Origin of the sequence: Sphingomonas fuzhouensis (assembly GCF_034659795.1) — a bacterium.
Taxonomy (GTDB): Bacteria; Pseudomonadota; Alphaproteobacteria; order Sphingomonadales; family Sphingomonadaceae; genus Sphingomonas; species Sphingomonas fuzhouensis.
In genome coordinates, this window is the sequence record NZ_JAXSQY010000007.1 from 1 (window position 1) to 18,786 (window position 18,786).

At 64.8% G+C, this 18,786-nt stretch carries 28 protein-coding genes; 12 read left to right on the forward strand and 16 right to left on the reverse strand.

Annotation, left to right across the window (positions count from 1 at the left end):
• Nucleotides 1-29: 29 nt before the first annotated feature.
• Nucleotides 30-1,237, reverse strand: a protein-coding gene (locus U1H82_RS14340; RefSeq protein ID WP_322962882.1) for an IS3 family transposase whose coding sequence is annotated in 2 segments (ribosomal slippage) — nt 30-913 and nt 913-1,237 — 1,209 coding nt in all. Because the reading frame shifts where the segments join, the coding sequence is not laid out codon by codon here.
• A gap of 345 nt (nt 1,238-1,582) precedes the next feature.
• Here U1H82_RS14340 and U1H82_RS18355 point away from each other — a divergent pair.
• The 6 genes from U1H82_RS18355 to U1H82_RS14365 all read left to right on the forward strand — a co-directional run bounded on the left by U1H82_RS18355 (nt 1,583) and on the right by U1H82_RS14365 (nt 3,756).
• Nucleotides 1,583-1,858 (forward strand): DUF4145 domain-containing protein, encoded by a 276-nt coding sequence (locus tag U1H82_RS18355; RefSeq protein WP_511073015.1) that lies wholly within the window; start codon nt 1,583-1,585, stop codon nt 1,856-1,858.
• Between the two features lie 85 nt (nt 1,859-1,943).
• Nucleotides 1,944-2,207, forward strand: coding sequence for a BrnT family toxin (locus tag U1H82_RS14345; RefSeq protein ID WP_322965649.1), 264 nt, complete (start codon nt 1,944-1,946; stop codon nt 2,205-2,207).
• Nucleotides 2,197-2,538, forward strand: coding sequence for a BrnA antitoxin family protein (locus U1H82_RS14350; protein WP_322965650.1), 342 nt, complete (start codon nt 2,197-2,199; stop codon nt 2,536-2,538). Before U1H82_RS14345 ends, U1H82_RS14350 begins: the two co-directional genes overlap by 11 nt.
• A gap of 10 nt (nt 2,539-2,548) precedes the next feature.
• Nucleotides 2,549-2,788 (forward strand): hypothetical protein, encoded by a 240-nt coding sequence (locus U1H82_RS14355; protein WP_322965651.1) that lies wholly within the window; start codon nt 2,549-2,551, stop codon nt 2,786-2,788.
• 17 nt (nt 2,789-2,805) lie between these two features.
• On the forward strand, nt 2,806-3,303 hold the full coding sequence (locus U1H82_RS14360; RefSeq protein WP_322965652.1) for a hypothetical protein: 498 nt from the start codon (nt 2,806-2,808) through the stop codon (nt 3,301-3,303).
• Nucleotides 3,304-3,330: 27 nt separating this feature from the next.
• Entirely contained in the window at nt 3,331-3,756 is a 426-nt protein-coding gene (locus tag U1H82_RS14365) for a hypothetical protein (RefSeq protein WP_322965653.1), read from the forward strand.
• Between the two features lie 7 nt (nt 3,757-3,763).
• Here U1H82_RS14365 and U1H82_RS14370 read toward each other — a convergent pair whose 3' ends face one another.
• From U1H82_RS14370 to U1H82_RS14380, 3 genes are all read right to left on the reverse strand, one after another.
• Nucleotides 3,764-5,449, reverse strand: a complete 1,686-nt coding sequence (locus U1H82_RS14370; RefSeq protein ID WP_322965654.1) for a hypothetical protein — start codon at nt 5,447-5,449, stop codon at nt 3,764-3,766.
• Between the two features lie 218 nt (nt 5,450-5,667).
• A complete protein-coding gene (locus U1H82_RS14375) occupies nt 5,668-6,339 on the reverse strand; it encodes a phage tail assembly protein (protein WP_322965655.1) in 672 nt (223 codons plus the stop codon).
• Between the two features lie 102 nt (nt 6,340-6,441).
• Nucleotides 6,442-6,864: a hypothetical protein gene (locus U1H82_RS14380; protein ID WP_322965656.1), complete on the reverse strand. Its 423-nt coding sequence runs from the start codon at nt 6,862-6,864 to the stop codon at nt 6,442-6,444.
• Between the two features lie 23 nt (nt 6,865-6,887).
• Between U1H82_RS14380 and U1H82_RS14385 the strand changes: the two genes are divergently transcribed.
• Nucleotides 6,888-7,661, forward strand: a complete 774-nt coding sequence (locus U1H82_RS14385; protein WP_322965657.1) for an Abi-alpha family protein — start codon at nt 6,888-6,890, stop codon at nt 7,659-7,661.
• A gap of 75 nt (nt 7,662-7,736) precedes the next feature.
• Nucleotides 7,737-8,042: a hypothetical protein gene (locus tag U1H82_RS14390; protein ID WP_322965658.1), complete on the forward strand. Its 306-nt coding sequence runs from the start codon at nt 7,737-7,739 to the stop codon at nt 8,040-8,042.
• Nucleotides 8,043-8,047: 5 nt separating this feature from the next.
• Here U1H82_RS14390 and U1H82_RS14395 read toward each other — a convergent pair whose 3' ends face one another.
• Together U1H82_RS14395 and U1H82_RS14400 are read right to left on the reverse strand one after the other, a co-directional pair.
• Nucleotides 8,048-8,635 (reverse strand): hypothetical protein, encoded by a 588-nt coding sequence (locus tag U1H82_RS14395; RefSeq protein ID WP_322965659.1) that lies wholly within the window; start codon nt 8,633-8,635, stop codon nt 8,048-8,050.
• A 714-nt stretch (nt 8,636-9,349) separates the two neighbouring features.
• Nucleotides 9,350-10,066, reverse strand: a complete 717-nt coding sequence (locus U1H82_RS14400) for a hypothetical protein (RefSeq protein ID WP_322965660.1) — start codon at nt 10,064-10,066, stop codon at nt 9,350-9,352.
• 230 nt (nt 10,067-10,296) lie between these two features.
• On the opposite strand from U1H82_RS14400, the gene U1H82_RS14405 reads away from it, so the two are divergent.
• Nucleotides 10,297-10,602, forward strand: coding sequence for a hypothetical protein (locus tag U1H82_RS14405; protein WP_322965661.1), 306 nt, complete (start codon nt 10,297-10,299; stop codon nt 10,600-10,602).
• 16 nt (nt 10,603-10,618) lie between these two features.
• Here U1H82_RS14405 and U1H82_RS14410 read toward each other — a convergent pair whose 3' ends face one another.
• From U1H82_RS14410 to U1H82_RS14430, 5 genes are all read right to left on the reverse strand, one after another.
• Nucleotides 10,619-11,221, reverse strand: coding sequence for a hypothetical protein (locus tag U1H82_RS14410; protein WP_322965662.1), 603 nt, complete (start codon nt 11,219-11,221; stop codon nt 10,619-10,621).
• A complete protein-coding gene (locus U1H82_RS14415) occupies nt 11,208-11,837 on the reverse strand; it encodes a phage replication initiator YdaU family protein (protein ID WP_322965663.1) in 630 nt (209 codons plus the stop codon). The genes U1H82_RS14410 and U1H82_RS14415 overlap by 14 nt, the downstream gene beginning before the upstream one ends.
• A gap of 200 nt (nt 11,838-12,037) precedes the next feature.
• Nucleotides 12,038-12,484, reverse strand: a complete 447-nt coding sequence (locus U1H82_RS14420) for a hypothetical protein (RefSeq protein ID WP_322965664.1) — start codon at nt 12,482-12,484, stop codon at nt 12,038-12,040.
• 29 nt (nt 12,485-12,513) lie between these two features.
• Complete coding sequence (locus U1H82_RS14425) at nt 12,514-12,750, reverse strand: hypothetical protein (protein WP_322965665.1); 237 nt, start codon at nt 12,748-12,750, stop codon at nt 12,514-12,516.
• A 5-nt stretch (nt 12,751-12,755) separates the two neighbouring features.
• Nucleotides 12,756-13,241, reverse strand: coding sequence for a hypothetical protein (locus tag U1H82_RS14430; RefSeq protein ID WP_322965666.1), 486 nt, complete (start codon nt 13,239-13,241; stop codon nt 12,756-12,758).
• A gap of 80 nt (nt 13,242-13,321) precedes the next feature.
• Here U1H82_RS14430 and U1H82_RS14435 point away from each other — a divergent pair, with 80 nt between their 5' ends.
• A complete protein-coding gene (locus tag U1H82_RS14435; RefSeq protein WP_322965667.1) occupies nt 13,322-13,912 on the forward strand; it encodes a hypothetical protein in 591 nt (196 codons plus the stop codon).
• Here U1H82_RS14435 and U1H82_RS14440 read toward each other — a convergent pair.
• Complete coding sequence (locus U1H82_RS14440; RefSeq protein WP_322965668.1) at nt 13,887-14,216, reverse strand: hypothetical protein; 330 nt, start codon at nt 14,214-14,216, stop codon at nt 13,887-13,889. The two genes, U1H82_RS14435 and U1H82_RS14440, sit on opposite strands and share 26 nt — an antisense overlap.
• Nucleotides 14,216-14,437, reverse strand: coding sequence for a hypothetical protein (locus U1H82_RS14445; protein ID WP_322965669.1), 222 nt, complete (start codon nt 14,435-14,437; stop codon nt 14,216-14,218). The genes U1H82_RS14440 and U1H82_RS14445 overlap by 1 nt, the downstream gene beginning before the upstream one ends.
• A 245-nt stretch (nt 14,438-14,682) precedes the next feature.
• On the opposite strand from U1H82_RS14445, the gene U1H82_RS14450 reads away from it, so the two are divergent.
• Nucleotides 14,683-15,003 (forward strand): hypothetical protein, encoded by a 321-nt coding sequence (locus tag U1H82_RS14450; protein ID WP_322965670.1) that lies wholly within the window; start codon nt 14,683-14,685, stop codon nt 15,001-15,003.
• A gap of 55 nt (nt 15,004-15,058) precedes the next feature.
• On the opposite strand, the gene U1H82_RS14455 is transcribed toward U1H82_RS14450, so the two are convergent.
• Nucleotides 15,059-16,336 carry an NAD(P)/FAD-dependent oxidoreductase gene (locus tag U1H82_RS14455; RefSeq protein WP_322965671.1) on the reverse strand — a complete coding sequence of 426 codons (1,278 nt, stop codon included), beginning with the start codon at nt 16,334-16,336 and terminating at the stop codon, nt 15,059-15,061.
• A 33-nt stretch (nt 16,337-16,369) separates the two neighbouring features.
• Between U1H82_RS14455 and U1H82_RS14460 the strand changes: the two genes are divergently transcribed.
• Entirely contained in the window at nt 16,370-17,383 is a 1,014-nt protein-coding gene (locus U1H82_RS14460) for a 4-hydroxyproline epimerase (protein WP_322965672.1), read from the forward strand.
• Nucleotides 17,384-17,425: 42 nt separating this feature from the next.
• Here U1H82_RS14460 and U1H82_RS14465 read toward each other — a convergent pair whose 3' ends face one another.
• Nucleotides 17,426-18,217: a family 16 glycosylhydrolase gene (locus tag U1H82_RS14465; protein ID WP_322965673.1), complete on the reverse strand. Its 792-nt coding sequence runs from the start codon at nt 18,215-18,217 to the stop codon at nt 17,426-17,428.
• Nucleotides 18,218-18,251: 34 nt separating this feature from the next.
• Nucleotides 18,252-18,626: a hypothetical protein gene (locus tag U1H82_RS14470; protein ID WP_322965674.1), complete on the reverse strand. Its 375-nt coding sequence runs from the start codon at nt 18,624-18,626 to the stop codon at nt 18,252-18,254.
• Nucleotides 18,627-18,786: the final 160 nt, after the last annotated feature.

Below are 18,786 nucleotides of genomic sequence, written 5' to 3' on the forward strand. Positions count from 1 at the left end.
TGATCTGGCCCCCGTTTGGCCGGACGGATTCAAGCGGTTGCAGAAACCATTGCGCGATGCTCGCGCGGGGAACGCATTTTGAGCCCTGAATGAGGGTGGTTGTCGTTGTAGTCTTCGATCCATCCGGCAAGCGATGTCAACGCGGTGAGTGCATCGGGTAGCGACGAGACGCGGACGTAATCGCGTTTGAGGGTATGCACGAAGGCTTCGGAGATGCCGTTGGATTGCGGGCTGCGGACAGGGGTGAAGCAGGGTTTGAGCCCGAGTTGCCGGGCAAAGGTCCGCGTTTCGCGGGCGGTATAGGCCGAGCCGTTATCGGACAGCATCTCAACCGGCGCGACCGTGCGCATACCGCCGAAGCGGGCCTCCACGGCTTCCAGCATGATGTCGCGCACGTCCGAACCGCTGATGCCGGCATTGGTGACGGCGTGCCAGGCGATGATCTCGCGGTCGTGGGCGTCGATGATAAAGGCGCCGCGCACGACCTCGCCGTTCCAGCAGGTGAACTCGAACCCGTCCGAGCACCAGCGCAGGTTCGAGCGGATCGCCACCACGACGCCGTCATGACCGTAATCGGTTCGCTCGGTATAGCGCCGCGCCAGCAGCAGGCGGTTGGCTGCCATGATGCGGTAGACGCGTTTGTGGTTGACCGGCACCAGTCCTTCGGCGCGCTGCTGTCGATTGAGGACCGCCGCGATGCGGCGGTAGCCGTATGTTGGCCGCTGCGCGGCGATCTGGCGAATGCGGGGCAACAGGTCCGCGTCGTCGGCCTTCGTGTATGGCCCGCGCGTCTTGGTGCTGCCGGTCAGGCGGTCGTACACCGTCGAGCGTCCGACGCCGAGCGTGCTGGCGACCAGGCTCACCGGATAGTCTCCGGCAGCGGCGAGTGCATGAGCAAGCTCGCTTTTTTTGGGCGCGAGCGCTCCAGCGCCTCCTTCAGTATCTCGACCTCCAGCGTCTTGCGGCCGAGCTGGCGCTCCAGTTCGCGGATGCGGGCTTCCATCTCACGGACCTGACGGTTGCTGGTTACGTCATCGTCGCCGACGATCGCGACGCTTCCGCCTTCCAGCATCAGCCGCCGCCAGCGGTACAGCAGGTTCGGGGCCACGCCATTGCGGCGCGCCACCACCGATATGCTCTCGCGACCATCGAGCGTTTCCTCAACGATCCTCAGCTTCTCGGTGGAACCCCAGTGACGACGCCGACCGCCGTCGGTGATGATCTCGGACACGGACATAAGCCTATGCTCAGGGGATAGCCCCAAGCCTCCTTCTTAGGCTTGAATCCGTCCGGTCAAAACGGGGGCCAGCTCACGGCCTGCTGCCGAAGTTGCGCACTGCCCATCGTCGTTCGACTTCGCTCACTGGACAGCCTTGTGACCGCCCGTGACATGGAACTGGGCTTGGGTCAGATGGCACAGAATGGGCAAGATCTGGAGATCGGGCCTATAGAGCGTCTTAGTGTATGGCCCGAAGGCACGGCAGCCCTGATCCCAGAACATCTCCCGGCCGACGTAGACCGAGCGTTCCGCCAAGCCGAGGCGAATTTTGCAGCGACTGACTGTGAGGAGGCCGCAGCGTTGATGTACCGCCGATCGCTGGAGCTTGCGCTAAAGATTGCCTTCCCGGACCTTAGGGGGTCGCTCGCTGCGCGTATTCGCACCTTGGTTGACGATCACGACTTACCCACAACTATTGGCGCTTGGCTGACGCAGGTACGGTTGATCGGGAATGACGGAGCGCACGAGGTTGATGGCGTCTCACGCCCCGATCTGGAGGATGCGCGGGGGTTTGTCGACATGGCCCTTCGATACATATTCACGCTGCCAGCGCAGGTCGCGGCCCGGCGCGGCCCGTAGCGGCCTATCGCCGGACACGAAGCTTATTTTTACGTACATACGAGAAAATGCTTGAACACGAATAAATAGTACGTACAAGAAATCCATGGACATCGAGTTCGACCCCGCCAAGGACGAGGCCAACGTCGCAAAGCACGGCCTATCGTTGGCGGATGCCGTCGAGTTCGACCTGACTGCCGCCGTGGTCGTCGCCGACGATCGGCATGATTACGGCGAGGCTCGCTATCGTGCATTCGGTCGGGTGGACGGTGAGGCGCGCTGTCTGGTCTTCGCGGTCCGTGGTTTGGTGGTGCGGATCATCAGTTATCGCCGCGCCCATGAAAAGGAGATGCGTCGTTATGGCGTCTGATAAGCCCCCCGTTCGCTTCGACAGCGACAACCCGGAATGGACGGAAGAGGATTTCGCGAAGTCCCGCCCGGCGGTTGATGTGCTGTCCGCCGATGTGCTGGCGGCGTTCGGCCGGAAGCGCGGCCGACCGAAGGGCGCGACCAGTTCAACCAAATCCCCGGTCACGATCCGGGTCGACAACGACGTTCTCGATCGGTTCCGATCCAGTGGGCGGGGCTGGCAATCACGAATGAATGAGACGCTTCGCGGGGCGGTGGCGACCGATCACAGCTTGATCGCCGCCGCCCGTGGGCAAGGCATTGGCGCGCGGTTCTCGCAGGTCCAGGCATAGGGGTACGGTCATGGCGATGGACAAGGAAGAACAGGCGCTGTTGCTGCTGACGAACCGCCTGCTGATGGATTGGATCAGCATTGCTGTCGACACGGGACAGATGTCGCGCGAAGCGGTGGAGCGGCTGATTGAGTTTTCGGCGGGGCAGGTAATCCAGGGCGCGCCTTGGCTGGAGGCTGAAACACAAGCGTATGCGGAAATGACGAAGAGCCGACTGCCAGGGAGCGTAAGCAACGCTGGGAAAGGTTGACGAGAGGGGACCGAAAGATGTCTATTTATTTTCCTAAGAACCACCTGCAAACCACCACGCTGGGCAGACTGGCAGCGGGCGCGCTAGCGTATTCTCCTACAGACTCGGCATGGCTCATCGCCGTTCAGGCGGATGACGAGGTGAGCCACTGGGTGTCCCTCTCGGGGGAAAGGCCGTTCCGCCTTCACACTCTGCCGGAAAACGATCAGCGCATGGTCCTATTGCTGACCGAAGAGTGGCGGATGGAGGTCGCACCTGAAACCTGCGTCGACGGAACCAGCCAGCCGCTGGCACGGAGCCAAGCCTTTCGTTCAGGGGAGTTGACTGGATTCGGCGCGACCGTCGGGCAGGCAAGCGACTATCATGCGGCGACGATCATCGGCGACGACGGGGAGGTTAAAAATTGGGGCCATCGAACGATGGTCGCATATTTTTCGAAATGGCGGATCGTCACCGGGGATCAAAAGGACCCGTTCGTGATATGTGAGGTCGATAGCCCAGGCTGGGGAAGCTAGGGCAGGATCACGGGAGCCGCGCCGCAGATGTTGAAGATTGCCCTCATGTCGCTGGCGCTGCTCGCTCCGGTGGCCAACCCCGCCCGAGCGGCTGATGCGGTCGGAAAAGAGTTCCGGGGTGCATGCAACTATGACCGGAGCCGCCCGCCGACATTCGATTTCTACGCGCCATGTAGCGGCGTCGGCATCTACGATATAGGCGATGGGCGAGTGATGATCTCGTTCATCGACCCGGCGCATAAGGAAACCAGATTCGCGGGCGATGCCGATTTGGCGGCGACAAATGGCGTATTCCAAGTCGATACTGTTCAGCCCCCTGGGAGCAAGCCAGAAACGGTTGGGCACGGGCAATGCGCCATCACCCGTGATAGCCAAGCAGTCCGCAAAGTGCGGTGCTATGCGTATGCGGGCGTCGGTCGATATCTGGGCCAATGGTACGCCGCAAAGAGGTAGGCGCGGGTTATCGTTTGTCGGCGGAGTAGGCGTGACTGATTGATGGCGAGCCGCCTCTACCAGTCCGAGTGGTGACGGTGGCGCCTGACCGCTTGTCATCAACGGTCACGCGGACGTCGACCGGGATAGACACGCCGAAATCACCGGGTCTACTGTTCTGCAACTCCCGAACCGTCCCGTGGCGATGGACTGAATGCCCGCTGCCGCGCACCATCGGCAGCGCATCTATCCAGGGGCGGTTTTTCCTGTCCGAATAGTACGGGTTGGCATAGTTCAGATTGTCTCCGACGCTCGACGGTGCGCCATCGGCGCGGCGGCGAAGCCATTCGCTGACCAGTCGGTTCGTTCGCGCCGTCACGCGCGACATGGGTATCTGGTCGACCGAGTGACGGCCCTTTTTCCAGGCCACCGGGCCATTGATGTCGGAGAATTGCGACCGCGAGTTCACCACCGAATGCGCGTTCTTCCCCCAGCGTCCCGCCGCGATCCGGTTCAGAATGGTGTCGATGATGCCTCGCCCCTGTTGGGTGTCGCGCCCATCCCACTCCGTTTGGGTGGTCTTCATGATGTCTTCGACGTCGTGCGATGTCAGCGAGACCATCTTCCCGTTGCGGGCGCGGCCGATCCGGCGCGTGGTCGTCCCGGACGCCTCCGGCTGGCGAGGTTCGGACGCAGGAGCGGGGCGCGGCTTCGTGATCGCCTCATATCCCGTGATGATCGCATCGCCCGCGCCCTTCACGACCGTCGCGTTCGCGCGGTTCGCCGCCAGGACGCCTTTCTCGACATATTGGGTCGCCACGGCGTCACGGTGGACGATGCCGCGCGACAGCTTCACATCGTCATCGCTGACAACCGCGCCGTTCTTGCCATAATCGGCCATGTCCGCCGTCAGGGCCTTCGAGCCTTGGGTGAAGGCGGGGAGGGCCGCGAGGGAGATGCCCAGCGCGTTCGCCGCCGTCTGCTGGCCCGATGAATTTTGCCGCGAGATGGCCGCCGCGATGTCGGGCAGCATCGCCATCGTGTCGGCGGTGCCGTCTTCCTTCGTCCGGAGCTTCACGCCCATTTTCGTCAGGACGGCCAGCGCGCCGGTGTTGCGCCCATATCGCGCATCATTCAGCGTTTTGGACAGGCCACCGATCGCGCCCATGGCCGTGTTCTTGTCGACGCCGACGCGTTCGGCCGCCCCCGCAAATTCCTGTAGGCCCTTGGTGCTGACCCCGGCGAGCTTCGCCATGTTGCCCAGTTCGGTGGAGCCCTTGGCCCAGCTGTCTGCGAGCTTCGCCATCCCGGCCGCCAGGCCGACAATGATCGCGCCCGTCGCCATCGCCGCGCCGCCGACCCCGATCAGGCCCGCTTCCATCGCCGCGCCGCCTGCCGCGACCTCTCCCATGCCGCCGCCGAGCAGGGACGCCGCCGATCGCATCGCACCCAATCGGCCGATGATGCTCCCGCCGCCGCTGCCCAGCGGGCCGCCGCCGAGCAGGCGGGAGCCGACCTGTTCGACCTGGGTGAAAGATCGGATGACGCCCCGGCTCCAGCCGCCGATGCCGCGCAGTCCGCCGCCGCCGAGATTGCCGTCCGTGGCCTTGCCGATGCGCTTGGTCGCGCCCGAGAAGCGCTTTTCCGCCGACGCGATGCCGCGCGCCGTTTTGTCATTGGCGGTGATGTCGATCCCGACCCGTGGTGCGGACATACCCTATTCCTTATCGCTGGCCTCGGGCGCGCAGCCGGAGGCGAAAGGGGCGGGCAGCACCATGCCGCCCGCCGCCGGTCATCAGGCGTCGCTATCGCCTTGCGTTTCGATCCCGGCCCACTGACACCACCGCCAGAGTTCGGACCATCGATGCCCGGCGATCGTCGCGGGCATCTGCCCGTACCGCGTCGCCAGGGCGTCGAGCAGCGGACCCCAGCCTACAGGCCGGGCGCGAGAAAATTTGCGAGGTACGATCCCGCGCGAACGAGGTCGCGGGCGCGCAGCTTGTCGAGCGCGATCAGCGGCACGCCCGACACGGCGCTGATGATCGTCAGGTCAGCCTCGATGCCGTCTACGCGGTCCCATTCGATCAGCTGCCCGGCGGTCGGCTCGTGCAGGACGATCTGGGCATAGCGCTGGTCCGCGTGTTCGATCGGGTGGATAAGGTCGATCGTCAATTCGGACGGGGGTTCATCGAAAGCCTCGGCACCGATCAGCCCGAATGAGTTTATGAACGTGGCAGCGGCGAAGAGGTCGCGTGAGACGATTTCGCCGATGACCGACTCCGGCAGCCCGGCAACCGTCGACACGGCGGCGATGTTGGCGGCCATGCCCGAGAGGGACGCCCACTGTTTCATCTGACCGGCGGTGGGTTCGCGCAACTCCAGCGCCATGACCGGCTGACCGGCGAAGGTGACAGGCTTGCGAAGCGTCAGCGACATCGTGTCGGGCAGCGCCCCACCCGACAAAGGAGGCGACCCGTCGGTGATCGGCGGGGATGGCTGGCGGTCGTCGCTGACGTCGATAGCCATGCTGATGCCGCTGTTATCGTCGCGGCGGTCGTCGCGGACGGTGAGCGCGATGCTCGCGTTTTCGGATGGGGTATCCATGATCGTCTCCAGAATGAGAAGCGCAGGCGCGCGGATGGCCCACGGCGAACGCCGCGGGGATTTCGTGGGGTTGGGAGCAGCGCCGCGACGGGCGCCGATAAATCAGGCGGTCAGCCAGGCGCGCAGGCGGTCGAGGGTCAGGCCGCGCAGGCCCGCGCCCTGCTGGACAGCGATGCAGTCCCCATCGGCGAGATTGTCGACCGGGGGCATCCCGAACCCGGCCCCATTGGTGGGGAGGGCGAAGGCCAGGACGAACGCAGTCTTCGACCACATGACCAGTTGTTCAAGAGTGGCCACGCGACAGCCGCCGGTCGCGCCGTTCATGATGATGCACTGTTCGGTGCCGGTGATGGCGGTGATCGCGGGCATTCCGACCGGCGGGTTCGGCGCGCCGCTGCCGATCGGCTGACCGCGCACCGCCTGTTGCAGTTGGGTCAGGGTGACGGTGCCGCCGCGACCCGCGACGTTGAGCGCAATCGTCTCGGTTCCGTCGAGCGCAAAGGCTGGAGGGGTAATGGTGGGCATAAGGTGGCCTTTCGGTTGGTGGGATGATCCTGGTCGTCCGGCCGGGGGGGAGGGCTTTACTTCCCGCCGCGATCACGCAGACTGTGGTCATGACGATCGATGTGACGAAGATGATTGAGCCGGTTCAGACCGCGCTGGCCCCCGTCGGTGGAATGCTGAGCGAGGCATGGGCAGCGGTCATTGGGGATCGCATCGCCGCGTGGCGGCTCACAAACGCCGCCGCGTTACAGGTGAAGGTGAAGGAGAAATGCGCGGCATTGGGGCTGAAGGTCGACCGCGCGAAGATCCCGGAGCGCTACGCAATCGCCTGGTTCGAGGAAGCGACGAAACAGGACGAGCCGGAGATACAGGAGTTGTTCGCTTGTCTCCTGGCGCGCGCGGTTGCCGGCGATGCCGACGCAGCCGATCGCCGCCTCCTCGAAATCGTTGGCCGGCTGACGCCCCTTGATGCCCAAGTGATGGAATGGCTGTTTGCAACGGCCGGCCCGCCGCCCAAGCATCCGAATATCAACGAATGGGACGCCATGAGTTCGGCCCAACACAAATTCGGGGAACAGGGCGGATTATCAATCGAACACCTCGTAGTGCTTGGCGTCTTCGAGAGGCAGTTTCACCTAAAGCGAGAGGGGAGTGTCATGACCTGGCAGACACTCGATGCCGGCTACCCCATCCATCGCCTCGCGGACGATATCCAGAATGAGCTCATCATCATGCCCGAACTGTCAGCCTCATGGCTAGGAATGCGTCTGTATTCCGCATGTTTAAAGGACTTGGAGCCGGGCGCGCCGAAAGCATAGACGCGCATCGTTTTAATAATGCAATCTGCGAACCACTACCCCTATGATTGTCCTGCAACTGAAGAAGGAATAATCATGGGACTTATACAGACTATCGCCGCACTGAAGGCTTCAATCGACAAATCGGCTGAGGAAGAAACCGACAGCGCTTGGAATTCGGCCGTGCAAACCGCCGGTTTGCAGTCGCAGGGCGACAAAGGCGACATGGGAATCGATGAGACGTTCGTCGGCACGGCCGACGGGCTGACGATCCGCGTGCGGCATACCTGCCGTGATACCAGCCGGCCGTTCGCAATGGGGCCCGACCGAACGCGGGTCCGATTGGAGGTCGTCGACGGCGACAAGGTCCTCGACAGCTACACCAACGGCTACGAATCCTGATCGCACTACCGGGGAATGAGGCGGGGGTCCTGCAGATCGTCCTCGAAAATCTCCAGCGAGGCGAAGCGGGCGCGGACTTGCCGGTGTAGAACCGCTTGCACGGCGCCCGCCCGCTCGGGGATGCCCAGATCAGCTGCGACCGCCGCTGCTATGCTTGCTGGCCATTGGTCCCACCCCGCATCCTTACACGCTTCGTCCCAGGCTGCGTGATCTGCGGCATCGAGGGCTTCCGCCTGATCTTTTTCGTCGCCGCTCTCGATCCACGCCCGCAGGTGCCCCGACAGCGTGTTGGGGTTGTCGAACCTATGCCAGCCCACCCAGGGAAGGGGCACCGGTGAGGCCGCGACGCGTTTTCCTGCGACATACCCCATACCCGGACGATCGATCAGGCCGCGCTCCCCCTCAACACGACGACCGCCATGCGCCTTGGTGCGGAAACGCCCCTTTCCAGCGGCTTGCATCTTGGCGTCTGATGCTTCGCCATCGACCTGTTCGCCCCGCATCACGAGGTATCCACGGTCCTGCCATTTCTTGGCGGCCTGTCGGCTTGCGTTATGGGTGGCGGCATAGGCGGTCAGAGACATGAGGGTCATTGCTCGCTCCAAAGATTGCGTGCGGAGGGTGTGAGGTTGCCCCCGCAACCGCGCAACTGGTTGCCCCCGCAACCGGGGGCTGGTTGCGGGGGCAACCAGTTGCGCGGTTGCGGGGTGGTTGCGGGGCGCTATTGGTCCCGACCTTTGCGGGGAAAAGCCTAGGATTTCTGCGGGGTTCGGCGTGGAACTGCGTGCAGCCGAAGGAGGCAACCACCCCGCAACCGACTGACAACTGGTTGCGGGGTGGTTGCGGGGGGAGGCGCAACCGAAAACTGGCAGATTTCTGCGGCTTTTTGCGCCAATTTGGAGCGCGTCCGCAACTGGTTGCCCCCGCAACCAAGTTTTGGGGTTTGTAGCTGGGGTTACGTCGGGTGCGCAATTACCCCCGATGCAGAAGGGGCCAGGAGGGACCCATTTGCATCGGGGGCGTGGCGTCAGCCGCGCGGGTCGGCGGGGCACAAGATCGCGGCGACGGCGTTCACCGTCCGATGGACGAACCGATGATCTACACGCCCGCCAGAGGATGGTGGCAGGCCAAGGCGGAACGCGAACGGGTGCAAGCGGAGGTCGTACGGTGCGGGTACGACCCGGCACGGGTGGGCGAACCTACGATCGTGCACCGGAAGGGCCGGAAGGTCTTCGCATTCCCGCTGGATTTGCCTCGTGGACAAGCTGCGCACGTCAAAGTGTCGCTGCCCGACTGACGGGCGGGAGTCAGCGCTTGGGCTTGATGTCTGCCAACGCCGCACGGAAAGTCGACATGACCTCAGAGAGGTCGGCCGATGGCGGCGAAGGGTAAAGCTGCACGTCGAGCTTGAGCCCTACCGACGCGGGGCTCCCGATGGCCAGTGAGCTTTCGCCAAGGATACAGCGGCGCGGCCCCGCATAGACCGGCTCGCTCGAATAGAGGCGGCGGGCATGGTTAAGCGCGTCAATCGGCCCCATGATCTGGGCATAGAAATCAGGCCAGCGCGCCTCCAACTCCACCAGCATCGCGTCACGGGCAGCGTTGACGAACCCGGCCCATGCCAGTTCGTGCGCGCGCTTGGCAGCCGTCAGGGCCTCCCGCCGTTCGGTCAGTTCACCGGCCACACGGTCGAGCGCCTGCATGATGATGGTGCGCTTGCCCTTCCATGCGGTGATCGCGGCGGCGGTCACGTCCTGGGCTTCGCGGAGGCGGCCTTCCCAATCCGCCGATGCCGCAGCCGCCGGGTTGGCGGCGAGCATTTGGCTCAATTCGTCGGTCAGGTCGGGGTTCGGAGCAGGCTCGGCGCGATCATGATTGGCCAGTGTCGTGCGCAGGTCGCGGTCACGCGTCGCGGCTTCATTCACCGATGCTTGCGCCTCCTGAACGGCGGCGGCGGCTTTGTCGACGGCGGCGCTAAGACCGGCGATCCGCTTCAGGGTTTCCTGGTTCGTAATGGGAGGCATGTGCGGTTCCTTCGGGGCTAGTGAGGTGGTTGAATTGGCGCGATCATTCCGCGCGGCCAGCGAGTCGCGACAGGGAGGCGACAGGCATGGATGAGGTGTCGGGGGATCGTTTGGGGTCAGTGTTGGCGCAGAAGCGGGTGCCCGTTTTGATCCGTCGCGGAGAAGGAGACAGGCCGCGCCTCCAGCTTCCTTTCGCGGAGGGCAATCGTGGGTGGCTGCGAGCGACAGGCATGACGAACCCGAAGTGGATCGCCGCCGACAAGCAATGGGAGGTGCCACAGGCGCGTTTCACGGAATTGGTGAACCGTTGCCTTGAGCGGTTCGGCAAGGTGTGGGTCGTCCAGCCTCACAACGAACAGGAGAAGTGCGCTCCGGCGTGCTGGGACGCTGAACGCGAGGAATGCCAATGTTCGTGCATGGGCGTGAACCATGGGTCGCGCGGCCCGGCGGGACGATGGAAGATCATCTCGGACAGTTTCGCCACCCGCTGGCTGGGTGCCCGTATGGCTGCCCGGCTGATCCAGCGCCGATCGTAAGGTTAGCAGCGGCGGGCTATGGCACGATCCCGGCTGATGCGCCCGCATCCCCATCGTGCGTCGGTGACACCGTTTCGCTGGCTGGCGCAGGATCGGGGCGGGGTGAAGGTCGATACGGCTGACGCGGCGGCCCGTGATAAAGCGCTCGGCTGACCATGCTGCCATCAGCGAGCCGTCGCATCACGCCCTGTTCGACTGCGATCCGCATCCACTGTTCAGGCGGGTTGCCGATCGGGCCGCCGCCGCGAACGGCGTCCAGCCAGGCCGGAAACTGCGCATCGGTGAACCGCTGCACCTCGATCAGCGCCGCCGCCTGGGGTGTATCCGGTGGATGATACCCTTTCAGGATCTCGAGGCACTGGCTCGGCGAGGGAAACCATTCCAGCGTCTCAGCGGCGCGGCGCGCCATGTACGCCAAGGCCTCGTTGCTCTTTCCCGTCAACAGGCTGGCATACACGGCGAAGCGCCGCTTGCCGGTTTCCAGGTCGTTCGCGCGCGATGGCAGGGCGGCGTGCAGAAACTCAAGGTGGCGGGCCAATTGCTCGGGCGAGGCGGCGGCGGCCGGTGTCGCGGTTGCCGTCGTCAGCGCCCATTCGCGCAACTGGTCAGCCTCGTCCATCGTGGTCAGCGCGCCCACCGGACGCAACGATGTTGAGGGCGGCTGCGAAACCGTCGACGGGCCGCCCTCGATAACCGCCAGCGCCCGATGCGCCGCCGCGCCCAGGCTGGTTGCGTTCGCCATGTCGATCATCCTTCACGGGGAATAGGCCCTGCCAGGTGTTGAGCACCGACTGATCCAGCACCGCGCCGGGGTCGCTGCCTTCCGCCGCCAGGGCGTGCAGTTTCTGGATTGCCTTCCGTGCGACCGTCGGCGTCCATTGACTGCGCTGCCGCCGATCGGTCTTCGCCATCTCACGGCGCATCTCGGCATAGTCCGCCCACTGCCCATCAGAGGCGCCAACAGGCAACGCGGGCAGCGCGTCCCACTCGGCTTGATCCGCGCCCGCAGAGGGAGAAGACGAAGTCTTCTTCCTCCTATTGGTGCTTTGTGGTGCTTTGGGTGCCAATATGACGGGTGTGGCCGCCAATATGTCGGGCGTCATATTGTCGCCCGTCAAATTGTCGGACGTCAGAATGACGGGTGTGGATGCCGCGCCGCCGGGATGAACGGTATAGATGACCCCATGGCGCAGCTGCCGCCGGGTGACGTGACCGCCGCCGATCAGCATCTTCATGGCTCGCTGCACTGACCGTTCCGAAAGGCAGGTCCAATCACACAGGCCCACGCCGCCGTTCTGACCCCGCATCGGCGGCCATGCCTGGGATGGCCTATCCGGGTCGTCCGGGTCCCGCGCCATGTCGCATAAGGCCATCAGCACCGCCTTGGCGCTGGGGTCCATGACCAGCGGACGCGCCGCCGTGGTGAGGTGATAGCTCATGCATCGGGCACCGCCGCGAGCAGTTGCTGAACCGCCGCCACGGTCAGGGTCGAGCGATCCGGCACGCTGATGCCCGCCATGCGCGGCACGTCGACGCCCGGCCGCTCGATCACCACCGCCCTGGGGGACCCATGCGCCAGATGCCATGCGACGATAGCTGCGGCGCGATCCGCCATAGACCATTCGGTGCGCCAGTCGGCGGCGAACCGCCCGCGTACCCCGTCCATCAGCAGCTGGTCGCGGGCGTCATACGGGGCACGCGATGCGGTGCAGACGATCACCGCCCCCAGCCGCTCGCAGAGGTGATTGATCGCCTGGGCCGGGTGCTGGTTCATGTCGACGTTCCCCGTGACCGGCTGGACAAGGCCCACGCGAACGGCGCGCGCACTGTCCACCACGATGCCGGGATGGAGGAAGACGACGGGGGGATGGGATGACGACATAGGGGATGATCCTTGATGATGACCCGCGATCAGCGGCGGGCGCTGGGAAGCGTTTTCTGCCAGGCGCGCAGCCGCTCCGACGCCTCCGGGGTGTTCAGGTGCCGAAAAGTCTCGACTGTTGCTGACGGGCGCTCGATCCGGTCAGCGGGCTTGTCGGTCGCCGGGCGCGTGGTCGGCGCGGTGGCCGATGGTGCGACGGCGATCGGTGCGGCCAGGGCACGGCGGATCAGCGCGCGGCGGGCTTGGCGCATGGGATAGGGAAGCATCGGATCTACTTCCGCCCGAGCTTGCGCTTAGCCGCCCGTAGCTTGTCGAGCAGGCCGCCGGAGCGCGCGCCAAGCGTCGTGGGCGGCGGCGGCGCGGTCGTACCGGCATTCGCTGTCCCGCGCCCGAGGTTTGCCCGTGCCGATGCCAGCTTGTCCGAGAACGTCGCGGCGCGCTTGGGCTTGGCGGCCGGAGTCGGGGCCGCTGACGCGCCGCCGGTCGGGCGCAGATGCCCGAACGATCCCGAACTGAGGCTCTTTGCGGTGGTAGCGCCGGGGGTGCGATGCTTGCCCTTCGATGCGACCGCGCCGGGCTTCGTCTCGGCAGCACCCGGCGCAGTCTTCGCCTTGCCCGTTTTCTTCCCGGCGTTCGCTTTCGCCAGCGCGACAGCGCCAGCCAGCACCCGAGCGAAGGAATGCGCGCCGGGCTTCCGGGCGCGCGTCGTGTCCGCCGCCGGATCAGCTGGCCCACGGCGCGGGGTTTTCGTCGTCATGATTATCTCCAAGGTTTGGGAGGGGATTCGACACCAAGCTGCACTGTCGGCATGGAGCCGCCGAACGAGAGGATGTGCCGATGAATGCAATCGTGGCCCCTATGGCCGCCGTTTTGGATCTGACCGTCGATGAAGCGATGCAGCTGAAAAACCCGTTGCTGGTTCAGCTGACGTCGTATTCCGTCGAAGGACGTGAGCCGCCGACACCCGGCGTCTACATGACGAAGATGATGTTCGCCGGTCAGGACGGGACCGGCGGCTTCTCTTTAAAATGGCGCAACCTTTTGGGGCTCAACCCCATGAACCCCCGATCAATCAGGGAAGCGATCACCGCCGCAGGACTGGCGGGTGGCGCTGTAGCGTTGACGGCCAGCGGTCTTGGGGCGTTCCTGCTCGCTGTGACTGTGCTGGCCGTTCGCCCGATCTCTCGGGACGAAGCTCTGGTCATGCATATGGCGCATCGGATCGCACGCGCCGACGGGACATTTACCCTTGTCGACATGCTCGATGTCGCAGACGAACTGCGGGAGGGTTACCTCATGGACAAGGTGGGTGAGGCCGATCTTCGCTCCCACCTCAACAATTTGGAGAGGGCTGGCGCGCTGTACCCAACTCCGACTGGCTACCGATTGGCCGAGCGGATCATTATGCGCGATCCGTCGGGACAATGACGCCAGCCGAGGTTTCTGCAGAGTAATTGCGCGGGAATGCCCACCCAGCGGGCCATGGCGTGCCCGATACCCAGCGGACGCGGGCGGCGGCGCGGAGGACGCGCAATCGGCGGCCGATGGCGGCGCGGGTCAGCCCGGTCATCGTGGCAAGGTCAACGGTGCTGATCGGGAGCTTGGCGGATGCCATCGCGGTGATGATCGCCTCGTCGGTCGCCTCGTGGCGCAGGTTCTGTTCGACTCGTGCGGCCTCTGCCCGGGCACGGGCGATCCGGGCTGCGGGGCGCAGGCGGACACGGGAGCGCATCAATCGGTTCCATTCGCGGCCCGCGCCGCCGCTTCCTGGGCCGCGAAATGCTTGGCCAGCGTCGAGCGTCGGGCGCAGACCGTGCGACCCATTTTGAAGGTGGGGATTTCACCCTTCTCGTGCAGATGAAGCGCCTGTCGCTTGGTTATCGCGAGATGGGCGGCCACCGCATCCATCCCGTATAGCAGGTCACTATGAGCGTCATTCTGTGCGTCAGCCATGCGTCACTCCATGCGTCACGGGCAGGCCGTGACGTCGGCAAAAGTGGCGGATTCCCGCCGTTTATTATGTTTCGTTGCGTATCTCGTTTAGGCATGAGAGAGGGCGCCGAAGCGCCCCCTAAAGTGGCGGAAAACCGCCGTTTTTTTGGCCGTTCAGGCTAAGAAGATACTCAAGTAGTCGGCCTCCGCCCGTTTGCGGACGTTCGCCCGGTAGTCTAGCATCCGGCATTCAACGTGGAGACCGTATGTCAGGTTTTGCAAACAGCGGAGACATACCCTTCTTGTTGGTCTTCGCCGTAGTGATAGCCGCTCTTACCGGAGGCATCGCATTTGCCGTATGCCGCTTGCGACCAAAAGCCCGCAATGTTGCGATCGCAATCGGTTCGGGGCTGGTAGTCCCCGCTTTTATCTTCGGCTTGGGCTTCGCAGCCTTCATGTTGATCCCTGCCGGAAACTCGCCCGACGGACCCGGCATGCTGCTGGCTGGTATTATCGGTCTAACAATCGTTTCGCTGCCAATCAGCCTGCTGACGTCTGCTCTGGTGGTTTCCATGCGTCCTCGTTGAGCATCCGCTTTCACCCAACCCGGCTATCCTTGTGGGCGACTGCGCAGGCTCCCACTTATCCAAATCGCTCGAGTCTAAACGGCGCTGTTTGGATCATCGTCTTCCCTCCATCCAACATCCCCGCCACCAACTCCCCCGTGATCGGCGCCAGGGTCAGCCCCAGGTGGTTGTGCCCGAACGCATAGGATAGCCCTCGCGTCCCCGGCACCCGGCCGATCGCAGGCAGGTAATCCGGCAGGGTCGGTCGCGCGCCCATCCACGGCTTGGCGTCCTCGCCGATCGGCAGGCCGAGCGCGGCGATGTGGTGGCGTAAGCGGTTCCACTTGGCGGGGTCGGGCTTGGCCTGGGCGCGCGCGAACTCGACGATGCTGGCGGCGCGCAGGCCTCCGGCAAAGCGGGTGACGATCATCGAGCGGTCCTCGAACACCACCGGGGGTAGGTCGGCGGCCCAGTCGACGTCCGGGCCGGTCTGGAGGTGATAGCCGCGCTCGGCGATGATCGGGGCTTTGAGGCCGAAGGGGCGGAGCAGCGCCGCACTCGCCACGCCCGCCGTCACGACGATCTGGTCGGCGGTCAGGCGGCGGTCGTCGGTCAGGCGGACCTCTCCGTCGCCGACCGCTGCGACCTGCGCGACGAGGCGGGTGCCGCCGTCTGCCATGAAGCGTGCGGTCGTGGTTTCGGCCAGTCGCGTCGGGTCGGCGATCTGGCCGCTGCCCTCGAAGCGGATGCCGCCCGCGAGGGGCGCGCGGACGCGGGTGCGCCAGTCGTCCAGTTCCGCCTCGGTCAAGGCACGGAAGCGCGCGGTGCCGGTGTCCGCCGCCTGCCAGTTGGCGAGGCCGCGCGCGGCGCTCTCCGGTGTCTCCCACAGGACGACATGGCCGTTGGGGCGGAGCAGATCGGGGGCACCCAGCGCGGCGACATGCCGCTGCCACGCAGGCATCGCGTGGGCGAGCAGTCCTGCCAACGCCGCGTGCGCACGCTCGTACCGGGCGGGGCGGGCGGCCTTCAGCAGGCGGAGCGAAAAGGGCAGCCAGGTCGCGATTTCACGCGGTGGCAGCGCCAGCGCACCGCCGCGACAGAATAGCCGCTTGGCAAAGCCGCGCACCATCGCGGGCGAGGCGATCGGTTCGGCCTGTTCGGTCGCGATATGACCCGCATTGCCCCAGGATGCGGCACGCGGGCTGTCCTCCGCCTCGATCAGCGTGACGGCCCAACCGGCGCGTTGCAGCGCCAGCGCAGTAGTCGTGCCGATGACCCCGCCGCCCACGACGATGGCGCTGCGACAGTTTGATGGATTGGCGTGATTTTCCGGCTTGGGCATAAGCCTCGTCATATCGTATACGGATTTTACAGCAAGGGAATCCCGATGACGTCACCCACGATCCGCCATACCTTTTTCTGCATCGACGGCCATACGGCGGGCAATCCCGTCCGGCTGGTGGCGGGCGGCGCGCCGCTGCTGCGCGGGTCCAGCATGGCCGAGCGGCGGCTGAATTTCCTGGAGCGGTTCGACTGGATCCGCACCGGGCTTTGCTTCGAGCCGCGCGGGCATGACATGATGTCGGGCGGCTTCCTCTATCCGCCGTGCGAGCCCGACAGCGACGCCGCGATCCTGTTCATCGAGACGAGTGGCTGCCTGCCGATGTGCGGGCATGGCACGATCGGGATGATTACCTTCGGCCTGGAAAACGGCCTTATCACCCCGCGCGAACCGGGCAAGCTGAAGGTCGAGGTGCCCGCGGGTACGATCCATATCGAATATGAGAAGGAAGGCGCGAAAGTCACCGCCGTCCGTATCCGCAACGTCCCCGCCTATCTGGCGGCCGAGGGCATTGAGATCGACGTGCCGGGCTTCGGCCCGTTGACGCTGGATGTCGCTTATGGCGGCAATTACTATGCGATCATCGAGCCGCAGGGGGCCTATACCGGCCTCGACGATCTGGGTGCGTCGAAGCTGGTCGAACTCAGCCGCACGATCCGTGAGCTAGTGCGCGAGAAGTTCGAGCCGGTCCACCCGCTCGAACCCTCGATCCGGGGGGTCAGCCATGTGCTGTGGGCCGACAAGCCCTCGGCCGAGGATGCGGACGGGCGCAATGCGGTCTTCTATGGCGAGCGGGCGATCGACCGTTCCCCATGCGGCACGGGCACCTCGGCGCGCCTTGCGCATCTGGCGGCCAAGGGGCGGTTGCGCGTCGGCGACCGCTTCGTCCACGAAAGCTATATCCGCAGCCGCTTCATCGGCCGGGTCGAGGAAGCTACCGAGCTGGGCGGTCAGGCGGCGATCGTGCCGTCGATCCAAGGCTCGGCGATCGCAACCGGCTATAACACGATCTGGATCGATCGCGAGGACCCGTTCTGGGCCGGGTTTACCGTCGTCTGATGATAAGGCGTGGCGGCTGTAGGGAGCCGCCACGCCGTTCGATCAATAGTCGATGAACTGAATCCAGTCATACACGGCCCGCCCCGACGCGCCGCTATAGCGTTTGGGGAAGTAATTCACCGAGTCCGCGTTCGAATTGTTGCCGTGCCAGTAATTGGCGAAGATGCGCGCCGGATTGGACGGCCAGGCGCTGGCGGGAATGCAGTCGCAATTGGTCTGGTCGCTCTTGGTGATCGTGCGGATATAGATCTTGTTGCCGCTGCTGTTGATGACATACCAGGCGATCTTGCTGGCGGTCCAGTCGAAGCCCGCCGTCACCGGCCCGTTCATCGGGTTGATGCCATAACTGTCGAGCGAGATATATTTCTCCCACTGGCGGTAGGTGCCGGTCTGGCTGGCCTGGAAGATGACGTTGGTGTGCAGCGTGTTGCCATAGGATGGCAGATATTCGATGTCGATTTCGGTCCACGGCTTGCCGGGGCTGTCATACCAGCTGTTATAGGTGAACAGGCTGGCGACCGTGCCGGGTATGTTGCTGAGTTGCAGGCGGGCCTGGACGGTGCCGTACTGATACAGCGCCTTGCTCTTCAGCTCGGAGCACGCGCCATTGTGCAGCGTCAGCGCGACATTGCCGCCCTGGCCGTTCACCACCATGTCGGGATAGAAGGTGCAGCCGAACGGGTCGCCATTCTTGCCGCTCTCCGCGATCCACAGATTGCGGTTGTAGCTGTTGTTGTCGAAGCCGTCCCAGAAGGACTGGGCCATTGCGGTTCCTGGCGCCAGTTGCGGCGCGACCATCAGCGCCGCCGCCGCGAGCGCCCGGTATAGTGTCATCAACTTCCTCTCCTGTCGTTGTTATCGTTGGTCTTCAGAACATCATGTCGATCAGATAGCCGCTTCGATCCGGGCGTTCGTAGGACGAGACCGCGACCGACCGCGCCCCGGCTGCGCGGGTCAGCGCGGTGAAATCGTCGGACTCGTAGAATTTGCGACCCCGCTGGACGTAATCGGCGGTCTGATAGACCGCGACGCGGCACCGCGACCCCGTGCAGGACGAACCTTCGATCGCAAGCGGGGCGGAAGCATGGGCGACGAAGCTCGTGATGATCGACTCCGCCTGTCTGGTCGTGGGAGCGGTCGCGGCTGGCGTAGCGACGATGGCGGGGTTCGCAGCGGGTGGTGCCACATCGCGGGGGTGAGAGCCGTCCCCGGCGACGACCGTAATGGGGGAAGGTCGCGCCATGTCCGGCGACCTGCCATGCCAGAGCGTGGCTGCGGCCAGCGCCAAACAGCCCGCTGCCGCAAGAAGGATGATCCCCGGCCTCATCGTACGGCGGATGCGGCGGTCGCCGATGACGGCCGCGATGTCGCGTTCGTTCGCCCTGCTTTCACAGCGCCTCTCC

Bases quoted from the DNA above. Each gene is read 5' to 3' on its own strand.
- U1H82_RS18355 (WP_511073015.1), top strand. From the start codon at position 1,583: ATGTACCGCCGATCGCTGGAGCTTGCGCTAAAGATTGCCTTCCCGGAC.
- U1H82_RS14345 (WP_322965649.1), top strand. From the start codon at position 1,944: ATGGACATCGAGTTCGACCCCGCCAAGGACGAGGCCAACGTCGCAAAG.
- U1H82_RS14350 (WP_322965650.1), top strand. From the start codon at position 2,197: ATGGCGTCTGATAAGCCCCCCGTTCGCTTCGACAGCGACAACCCGGAA.
- U1H82_RS14355 (WP_322965651.1), top strand. From the start codon at position 2,549: ATGGCGATGGACAAGGAAGAACAGGCGCTGTTGCTGCTGACGAACCGC.
- U1H82_RS14360 (WP_322965652.1), top strand. From the start codon at position 2,806: ATGTCTATTTATTTTCCTAAGAACCACCTGCAAACCACCACGCTGGGC.
- U1H82_RS14365 (WP_322965653.1), top strand. From the start codon at position 3,331: ATGTTGAAGATTGCCCTCATGTCGCTGGCGCTGCTCGCTCCGGTGGCC.
- U1H82_RS14370 (WP_322965654.1), bottom strand. From the start codon at position 5,449: ATGTCCGCACCACGGGTCGGGATCGACATCACCGCCAATGACAAAACG.
- U1H82_RS14375 (WP_322965655.1), bottom strand. From the start codon at position 6,339: ATGGATACCCCATCCGAAAACGCGAGCATCGCGCTCACCGTCCGCGAC.
- U1H82_RS14380 (WP_322965656.1), bottom strand. From the start codon at position 6,864: ATGCCCACCATTACCCCTCCAGCCTTTGCGCTCGACGGAACCGAGACG.
- U1H82_RS14385 (WP_322965657.1), top strand. From the start codon at position 6,888: ATGATCCTGGTCGTCCGGCCGGGGGGGAGGGCTTTACTTCCCGCCGCG.
- U1H82_RS14390 (WP_322965658.1), top strand. From the start codon at position 7,737: ATGGGACTTATACAGACTATCGCCGCACTGAAGGCTTCAATCGACAAA.
- U1H82_RS14395 (WP_322965659.1), bottom strand. From the start codon at position 8,635: ATGACCCTCATGTCTCTGACCGCCTATGCCGCCACCCATAACGCAAGC.
- U1H82_RS14400 (WP_322965660.1), bottom strand. From the start codon at position 10,066: ATGCCTCCCATTACGAACCAGGAAACCCTGAAGCGGATCGCCGGTCTT.
- U1H82_RS14405 (WP_322965661.1), top strand. From the start codon at position 10,297: ATGACGAACCCGAAGTGGATCGCCGCCGACAAGCAATGGGAGGTGCCA.
- U1H82_RS14410 (WP_322965662.1), bottom strand. From the start codon at position 11,221: ATGGACGAGGCTGACCAGTTGCGCGAATGGGCGCTGACGACGGCAACC.
- U1H82_RS14415 (WP_322965663.1), bottom strand. From the start codon at position 11,837: ATGAAGATGCTGATCGGCGGCGGTCACGTCACCCGGCGGCAGCTGCGC.
- U1H82_RS14420 (WP_322965664.1), bottom strand. From the start codon at position 12,484: ATGTCGTCATCCCATCCCCCCGTCGTCTTCCTCCATCCCGGCATCGTG.
- U1H82_RS14425 (WP_322965665.1), bottom strand. From the start codon at position 12,750: ATGCTTCCCTATCCCATGCGCCAAGCCCGCCGCGCGCTGATCCGCCGT.
- U1H82_RS14430 (WP_322965666.1), bottom strand. From the start codon at position 13,241: ATGACGACGAAAACCCCGCGCCGTGGGCCAGCTGATCCGGCGGCGGAC.
- U1H82_RS14435 (WP_322965667.1), top strand. From the start codon at position 13,322: ATGAATGCAATCGTGGCCCCTATGGCCGCCGTTTTGGATCTGACCGTC.
- U1H82_RS14440 (WP_322965668.1), bottom strand. From the start codon at position 14,216: ATGCGCTCCCGTGTCCGCCTGCGCCCCGCAGCCCGGATCGCCCGTGCC.
- U1H82_RS14445 (WP_322965669.1), bottom strand. From the start codon at position 14,437: ATGGCTGACGCACAGAATGACGCTCATAGTGACCTGCTATACGGGATG.
- U1H82_RS14450 (WP_322965670.1), top strand. From the start codon at position 14,683: ATGTCAGGTTTTGCAAACAGCGGAGACATACCCTTCTTGTTGGTCTTC.
- U1H82_RS14455 (WP_322965671.1), bottom strand. From the start codon at position 16,336: ATGACGAGGCTTATGCCCAAGCCGGAAAATCACGCCAATCCATCAAAC.
- U1H82_RS14460 (WP_322965672.1), top strand. From the start codon at position 16,370: ATGACGTCACCCACGATCCGCCATACCTTTTTCTGCATCGACGGCCAT.
- U1H82_RS14465 (WP_322965673.1), bottom strand. From the start codon at position 18,217: ATGACACTATACCGGGCGCTCGCGGCGGCGGCGCTGATGGTCGCGCCG.
- U1H82_RS14470 (WP_322965674.1), bottom strand. From the start codon at position 18,626: ATGGCGCGACCTTCCCCCATTACGGTCGTCGCCGGGGACGGCTCTCAC.